This is a genomic window from Psychrobacter sp. 1U2, from assembly GCF_051847575.1.
The window spans coordinates 22,133-29,744 of sequence record NZ_JBPYDC010000028.1; the positions used below are offsets into that span (position 1 = coordinate 22,133).

A 7,612-nucleotide genomic window follows, 5' to 3' on the forward strand; every position below is an offset into this window, starting at 1 on the left:
CGCTCAAATAAACCTATTGTCTGCTAAAACTACCTCCTACTTAGACCCTCTCTCTTTTTCTGCTATTAAAAAACAAAAGCCTGTTGTTGACTGGTAAGTAGTCGAAAGTGAGCAAAGAGTTTACTCTTGTACCGTTATACTCATTTATAACCTCATTTTTGACCTAAATAGGTCTTCACTACATGGAAGTAGTTATGGAAAGTGTTCAGCTAGTCACCTTCGTCAATTCAGTCGTCATTCCTATCTGTTTATTTTTGATTATGATGGGCATGGGTTTAACCTTAGTCGTAAACGACTTCAAGCGCGTGGTAAAATTTCCCAAAGCGGTGAGTATAGGTTTAGCCAATCAGCTCATCATGCTACCGCTTATCGGTTTTGCCCTTGCCAATATCATGCCGCTGCGTCCTGAATATGCGGTGGGCGTTATGTTACTAGTGCTATGTCCGGGTGGCACGACCTCCAACCTGTTCACTTTTTTAGCCAAAGGCGATGTGGCGTTATCAGTGACTATGACCGCTATTGCTAGCGTCATTACTGTCTTTACCATCCCTATCGTACTGAGTTATTCGCTCATTCACTTTATGGGCGCAGGTTCCGAGTTCCAACTGCCTATTGCTAAAACCATGATTTCACTGTTTGTGATTACTATCTTGCCTATTAGTATCGGAATGCTGATTAAACGCTTTGCCCCTAGGGTAGCGGATAGCTCGCAAGTCCTCGTTTCTAGGTTTGGGGTAACGTTTTTGGCGATGTTAGTGGTATTCTTGAGCTATGTGCAAAGAGATATTATCGTAGAAGCCCTTATCGCTACGGGTCCAGTATCATTAATTCTCAATCTAGTCACTATGGCACTCGGCTACTTCTCCAGTAAACTACTGGGTTTGAACTTAGCGCAAAGAACCTCAATTACGATGGAGGTTGGCCTACAAAACAGTACGCTATCGATATTTATGGCGCTGACGCTATTAGCTAATTATGATATGTCGATGACACCGGCTATTTATACGCTGATTATGTTCTTTACCGCCGGTATCTTAGTCAAAGTATTCAGTGGTAAAGCCAAAAAACAGCAAGTGGCTTATGCTTAATCAGTAAAACATCTCAGTTTTATTTACAGTTACTCGTAGAAAACCCCATAGCTCGCTTCGTAATAGACGTTAACTATGGGGTTTTTGGTGGTTTGTTCGGACTAAAAGTATTTTAGTATAAAGACTTTTAGCACGGCTTAACGCTCGCGTCCGTTAAGCCGTGCTAACTTATTAGACTTGTCCTCAGCGCTTTGTTCTCGGACTTTAGCCACATCGAATAAGAAAGTGCGGTTTTTAAGCACCGCCACAAACACTACACCGCCTACGGTGTTACCGGCTAATACGACAAATAAAAATAGCATATAATTGGTGAGGGTGACGTAGCTGCCATACATCAAAGCGGCAAAAACTTCGACATTGCCGACGATACTGTGATGCAGTCCCAAAAAGCCAATGCTACCGGTGATCAGTGTCACCAAGACAATACGGCTAATAGTGTCGCGCGCAGAGGTCACAAGCCAAGCGGCGATACCCATCATCCAGCCGGCGAGTACCGCGCTGCCAAATATCACCCACCATTTAAAGCCTAAGACATGCTCGGCATAAGCATCGATAGCGCTTACGGTAAATAGATTCATATTAAGGCCTAGGCCAATCATCAAAGCGGCAAACAGACAGCCACCGACGACATTACCCGCGATAACGATACCCCAAAGTCGTAGCAGTTTATGCAAAGGCTCAATCTTATTGAGGACAGGCAGGCTTAGTAGGGAGGTTTGCTCGGTAAATAATAACGATTGCCCAATGACAACGATGATAAAGCCGATCGGATACAGCAAGGAGGACAGCACCATAGCGTAGTTATTTGGCAGAACGTCTTTGAGCAGGGCAAAAGCGGATAAAATCACAAAAAAACTAATGCCAATCTCAAGTCCTGCGGTAAAGGCGCTAGTAAATAAGGAGCCTAACGAGCGGCCAAAAGTTTCTTTGGCATCGATGAACTGTTCGACTAAGATACTCGCTGAGCTTTTGGCTTTACTTAAGTTGTCATCGCTAGCGACTTTTTTGATGGTTTCTTTTTCTTCATCGCTGAAGTCTGCAGGGAAGTCTTCGTCGGTTAGGTTTTCGGTGACATCACTACTAGACTCGCTATCGGCTTGTGGCAAGTTATCTTCGCTATTATTAGCACTACCTTTGCCGTCATTAGCATTATTTTCGCTAGTTTCTAGATCCTCTTTATCGATGGCCATCGAATCAGAGTCAATATTAGAAACAGGCTTAGAAACAGAGTCAGAATCGGTGCTTTGTCCCTGCACCTCTTGCTGACTTTGAGTATCAGAAGTGTCGTTTGGTACATTCTGTGTTTTATTGTCATTTTGAGGCACGGCAGGCTCGCTATTTTGTATGTCTAGTAACAATATTATCAATATTTTCAATATTCTTAAATTTTAATATTAGTATTTCAGTATCAAGCAGTCGCTGTGAAAGTACTATACTCCATTATATTTAGCATTAGGCGGATTGCTGTTGTTGATTGTTTAATAACAATTAATAATAGCGTTGAAATCTGCGCTGATAAATCACCTTAACGCTAACAAAAACTAGCTATCTGCGTTAAAATCACTCTATTCGTGATTAACCTTATATTTATATCTATATTTCTTACCTTCATTATTAATAAAAGACTTACTTCTTATGAGCAATCCTAATTCTAACACCAACCTAACCCAGTCTATCCAAGCCGCGCTAAGCCAATTAGAGAACGCCTATAATCCAAGCGCAGTAGAAGCGGGCATGTACCAAGGCTGGGAGGAGAGCGGCTACTTCCAGCCAACCTTCGATAAAAACGAGTCTTTCTCCATTGCTCTGCCACCGCCGAACGTCACAGGCTCTTTGCATATGGGTCACGGCTTCAATAACGCTATTATGGATGCGCTCACGCGTTTCCACCGTATGGATGGTGATAATACGCTATGGCAGCCAGGTACCGATCATGCCGGTATCGCCACGCAAATGGTAGTAGAGCGTCGACTCAACGCCGAGGGCATTAAGCGCCACGATTTAGGCCGCGACGCTTTTATTGATAAAGTTTGGGAATGGAAAGCTGAGTCAGGTGATAATATCACTACCCAGATTCGCCGTTTGGGTAGCTCAGTCGATTGGTCGCGCGAGCGCTTCACCATGGATGACGGTCTATCTAATGCGGTGAAAGAAGTGTTTGTGCGTCTATTTGATGAAGGGCTTATTTATCGCGGTAAGCGTTTGGTCAATTGGGATCCTAAATTCCAAACGGCGCTATCTGATTTAGAAGTCGAAAACCATGATGAAAAAGGCAACCTTTGGCATTTTCGTTATCACTTCACTGATAAAGACGTTCGCACGCAAGACGGTAAAGATTATCTAGTCGTTGCTACTACCCGCCCCGAAACGCTACTTGGTGATACCGCCGTCGCGGTCAATCCGAGCGATGAGCGTTACGCGCACTTAGTCGGCAAGACCATAACGCTCCCGATTACCGGCCGCGTCGTACCTATCGTTAGCGACGACTATGTCGAAAGCGACTTCGGTACCGGCTGTGTGAAAATAACCCCTGCGCATGACTTTAATGACTATGAACTCGGCCGCCGTCATCACCTACCGCTAATCAACGTACTAGACGCTCATGCCAATATCTTGGCTGAGATGGAAGTCTACCCTGATCTGCAAACTCGTGAGCCTAACTTGGAGATGACACCTAGCGATCACGAGAGCAATAGCTACGCTGGTCTTGAGCGCTTCACTGCCCGTATCAAGATGGTGGCACAAGCACAAGAAGAGGGCTGGCTTGAGGCGGTTGAGGACTATGCGCTAAAAGCGCCACGCGGTGATCGTAGTGGCGTTATCGTTGAGCCGTGGCTGACTGATCAGTGGTATGTCGCGGTGAACAAACTTGCGGGACCTGCTATTGATGCGGTCGAGAATGGCGATATCGAATTTGTTCCCGCACAATATAAAAACATGTATATGGCGTGGATGACCGACTTGCAGGACTGGTGTATCAGCCGTCAGCTGTGGTGGGGGCATCGTATCCCTGCTTGGTATGACGACGCCACGGGCGAAATATACGTAGCACGTGATGAAGCCGAAGTACGCAGTAAGTATAATCTCAGCGACGATATCAAACTACGCCAAGACGATGATGTGCTCGATACTTGGTTTAGCTCAGGTCTATGGACGTTTAGCACCCTTGGCTGGGCTGATCCGGCTGCTGATAAAAAAGTGCTAGAGACTTTCCACCCGACTAGCGTACTGGTCACCGGCTTTGACATTATCTTCTTTTGGGTCGCGCGCATGATCATGATGACCATGCATTTTGTGAAGAACGATGATGGCACGCCGCAAGTGCCGTTCAAGACCGTCTACGTGCATGGATTAGTCCGTGATGGCCAAGGTCAAAAAATGTCTAAGTCCAAAGGTAACGTCTTAGATCCTATCGACATCATCGATGGCATTGATTTAGAGACGTTAGTAGAAAAACGCACTAGCAATATGATGAACCCAAAAGACGCCGCCAAGATTGAAAAACAAACGCGTAAAGAGTTCCCCGAGGGCATCGCCGCTTATGGTACGGACGCGCTACGCTTTACCTTTACCTCGCTCGCTAGTACGGGCCGTGATATCAACTTTGATCTGAAACGAGTTGAGGGCTATCGTAACTTTTGTAATAAAATCTGGAACGCCAGCCGTTTTGTCTTGATGAACTGTGTCGATAAAGAGGGAAGCGCGCTGCCTATCGATCAAAACGCCAAGCCAGAGGTCTGGGAGCTACCTGAAAAATGGATTATGAGTCGTCTAAACTCTAGCGTCAAAAATATCCATCAGCACTTTAACCAGTATCGTCTCGACATGGTCAGCCATGATATCTATGAGTTTATCTGGAACGAGTACTGCGACTGGTACGTTGAGCTTGCCAAAGCCAGTCTCAATGACGACTCAGTAACAGACGAGCGTAAAGCGCAAATCCGCTACGTACTGCTGCATGTGCTTGAGACTTCCATGCGCTTCACCCATCCGATTATGCCGTATCTCACCGAAGAGATTTGGCAGACCATAGCTCCGCTCATCAGTGGTGAAGTGAATCGCAAAAATACCGACAGCATCGTCATCGCCGACTATCCGCAAACTGATAGTGAGCTCATTAGCGAGCAAGTCGAGGCTGATATGGACTGGCTACAAGAGCTGATCGCGAGCGTGCGTAATATCCGCGGTGAGATGAAACTGGGTAATGCGGTGCGCCTGCCAGTGCTGTTACAGAATATCTCAGCGGATGAAGAGCAGCGTCTATCCCGTATTGCCAATCAGTTTAAGGCATTAGCCAAAGTTGAGAGCTTAACCATCTTAAAAGAGGGCGATGAAGTACCGCTATCGTCATCAAGTATGATTGGTCAGCTACGCGTCCTTGTACCAATGAAAGGACTGATCGATCCAACGGCAGAGCTAAATCGTCTCGGTAAATCCTACGAGAAGCTACAAAAGCAAGCCGAAGGCATCTCACGTAAGCTTAGTAATGAAGGCTTTGTGAGTAAAGCGCCTGCGGAAGTGGTCGATGCTGAAAAGATTAAATTGGCTGAGCTTGAAGGGCAGCTTAAAGCAATGGCGGGGCAGATGGAGGAGCTTAGAGCGTTGTAGAACAACACTATATTAATACTACTAACATTTTGTAATTTCAAATTATAGAAATTTACTTAATACTTGTAAGGTAGCTATGGTCAATTTACAACTCACCCTTAGTATCTAAAATTAAGTTTTAGCTACCTAGGGCAAAATACCGCTACCGCCTCAAGCCGTAGCGGTTTTTTTATGTCAGTAAGAAAGGGGGGACAAGTTTGATTGCCTTATTACTACCAAATTGTTCAGCGTGTAGCCAACCTAATAACTAATGCGTGCACTTGTTAGTCTTATTAATACATAATATGATTGATATAAATGATATATTGAACGCATAATTATATAAGTCTTGAGGTAGTTATGAGTCTGAACTTGTACGTCTTTTTGTGGATTGCTTTTACTTTTTTCACCTTCCTGATTACAGTCAGTAAGATTAACTCTTATAGAGCCGTCGGAAAAAGAGGAGCAACCGAAGTTGATAACGCCCAGACCAATTTCGGCATCGAAAACAGCTTCTATAGAACCGCGGCTTCTTGGCATGATATTATCTTTTTTCATGCCTCTGCGTCAGGTCTAGCTGCCGTACTACTGATACTGGTTATCAAAGGTAAGATTCTGTTCCCAGGCACGGAGACCTTTTTCGGTATCGTCTCTCCGGTAGTGATCTTCATTATCAGTATCACGCTATTGGCTTTAGCATTTTACTTTTTTGCCATCTCTATGCTCAAGCTTGGCACGACGCTTAGTAAGATTGAGATTAATAATAAAGAGATTAAAACATTTTATGCGATTGCGGGCGTCTTTATTTACTTCGTCATCTTCACTGTGATTGTGCTGCTATTAGTATAAGCCCCTTTTAAAGTGAAGCAAAAACCACTTTGGCGTCTGCTGTAAGTGGTTTTTTTTGGTCTGATGGTTGAGACAGACCGCTAGATATGAAACAACCACATAAAAATGCAAAAATAATATTGAGCCAAATTAGTCTTTATTGCATGATTGTTGATTTATAAAAATAGCTTTGCCACTCCCATTAGCGAAACACCCATTAGCATTGATGTAATCAATATGACTGACAAAAAAGCCTTTTACTATCGTCCCAAGACCAATCAGTCTAATAGCCCAACGGTGCGCTGGACGTTTGTGATACTAGGCTGGATATTTTTTGTGCTGGGTATCATCGGCGTATTGTTACCAGTGATGCCGACCGCACCTTTTATACTCTTGGCAGCAGGGTGCTGGGCACGCAGCTCGAGACGCTTTCATTTTTGGCTGATTAATCATAAGTATTTTGGTAAGTTTGTCCGCGATTGGGAAGAGAATCATGCGGTGCCTTGGTATGCAAAATGGCTGGCGACTATCATGATGGGTTTATCCACGGCTATGCTGTTTTATCGACTGCCCGATGATCTTATGTGGATGGCTTGGCTCGTCGCCATCGTCTGTACAAGCGTTGCTATTTATCTTTTTCGCTTGCCAAATGCCAAATAAAACAACAAGTTAGCCATAAAAAATGTTTATTTGTAACCAGTTACACAAAAAGCTATATATCGCTTGCGATAGTGCGATAAGGCTTCTATAATACCCACAAGCTTAAGAGCAGTTCTGCACAAATCATTACCTCGTAGTATTAGTTATAATCCTTCGTTTTAATATTTATCGTCAGTAGCTATTTGCAAGCGTTACCGGTCAATGAGACCATCAATAAATTAAAAAGTAGGATTATCAACATGTCAGACGTTCAAAAAGGTACAGTTAAGTGGTTCAACGAAGCTAAAGGCTTTGGTTTTATCGCTCCAGAAAACGGCGCAGACGTTTTTGCTCATTACAGCGAAATCTCTGGTTCTGGTTTCAAAACTTTGGCTGAAGGCCAAGAAGTTGAGTTCACTGTAACTCAAGGCCAAAAAGGCCCACAAGCACATAACATCGTTGCTATCTAA

At 44.2% G+C, this 7,612-nt stretch carries 6 protein-coding genes; 5 read left to right on the plus strand and 1 reads right to left on the minus strand.

All coding sequences use genetic code 11. The annotated features are described in order from the left end of the window. Nucleotides 1–194 precede the first annotated feature (194 nt). Nucleotides 195–1,088, plus strand: a complete 894-nt coding sequence (locus ACS8FD_RS11555; RefSeq protein ID WP_439275994.1) for a bile acid:sodium symporter family protein — start codon at nucleotides 195–197, stop codon at nucleotides 1,086–1,088. A 137-nt stretch (nucleotides 1,089–1,225) separates the two neighbouring features. Here ACS8FD_RS11555 and ACS8FD_RS11560 read toward each other — a convergent pair whose 3' ends face one another. Then, on the minus strand, nucleotides 1,226–2,413 hold the full coding sequence (locus ACS8FD_RS11560; RefSeq protein WP_439275995.1) for a formate/nitrite transporter family protein: 1,188 nt from the start codon (nucleotides 2,411–2,413) through the stop codon (nucleotides 1,226–1,228). Between the two features lie 310 nt (nucleotides 2,414–2,723). On the opposite strand from ACS8FD_RS11560, the gene ACS8FD_RS11565 reads away from it, so the two are divergent. From ACS8FD_RS11565 to cspE, 4 genes are all read left to right on the plus strand, one after another. Next, a complete protein-coding gene (locus ACS8FD_RS11565) occupies nucleotides 2,724–5,696 on the plus strand; it encodes a valine--tRNA ligase (RefSeq protein WP_439275996.1) in 2,973 nt (990 codons plus the stop codon). Nucleotides 5,697–6,035: 339 nt separating this feature from the next. Then, nucleotides 6,036–6,524, plus strand: a complete 489-nt coding sequence (locus tag ACS8FD_RS11570; RefSeq protein WP_439275997.1) for a hypothetical protein — start codon at nucleotides 6,036–6,038, stop codon at nucleotides 6,522–6,524. Nucleotides 6,525–6,740: 216 nt separating this feature from the next. After that, entirely contained in the window at nucleotides 6,741–7,163 is a 423-nt protein-coding gene (locus tag ACS8FD_RS11575; protein ID WP_439275998.1) for a YbaN family protein, read from the plus strand. A gap of 239 nt (nucleotides 7,164–7,402) precedes the next feature. Further along, a complete protein-coding gene (gene cspE / locus ACS8FD_RS11580; protein ID WP_025644841.1) occupies nucleotides 7,403–7,612 on the plus strand; it encodes a transcription antiterminator/RNA stability regulator CspE in 210 nt (69 codons plus the stop codon).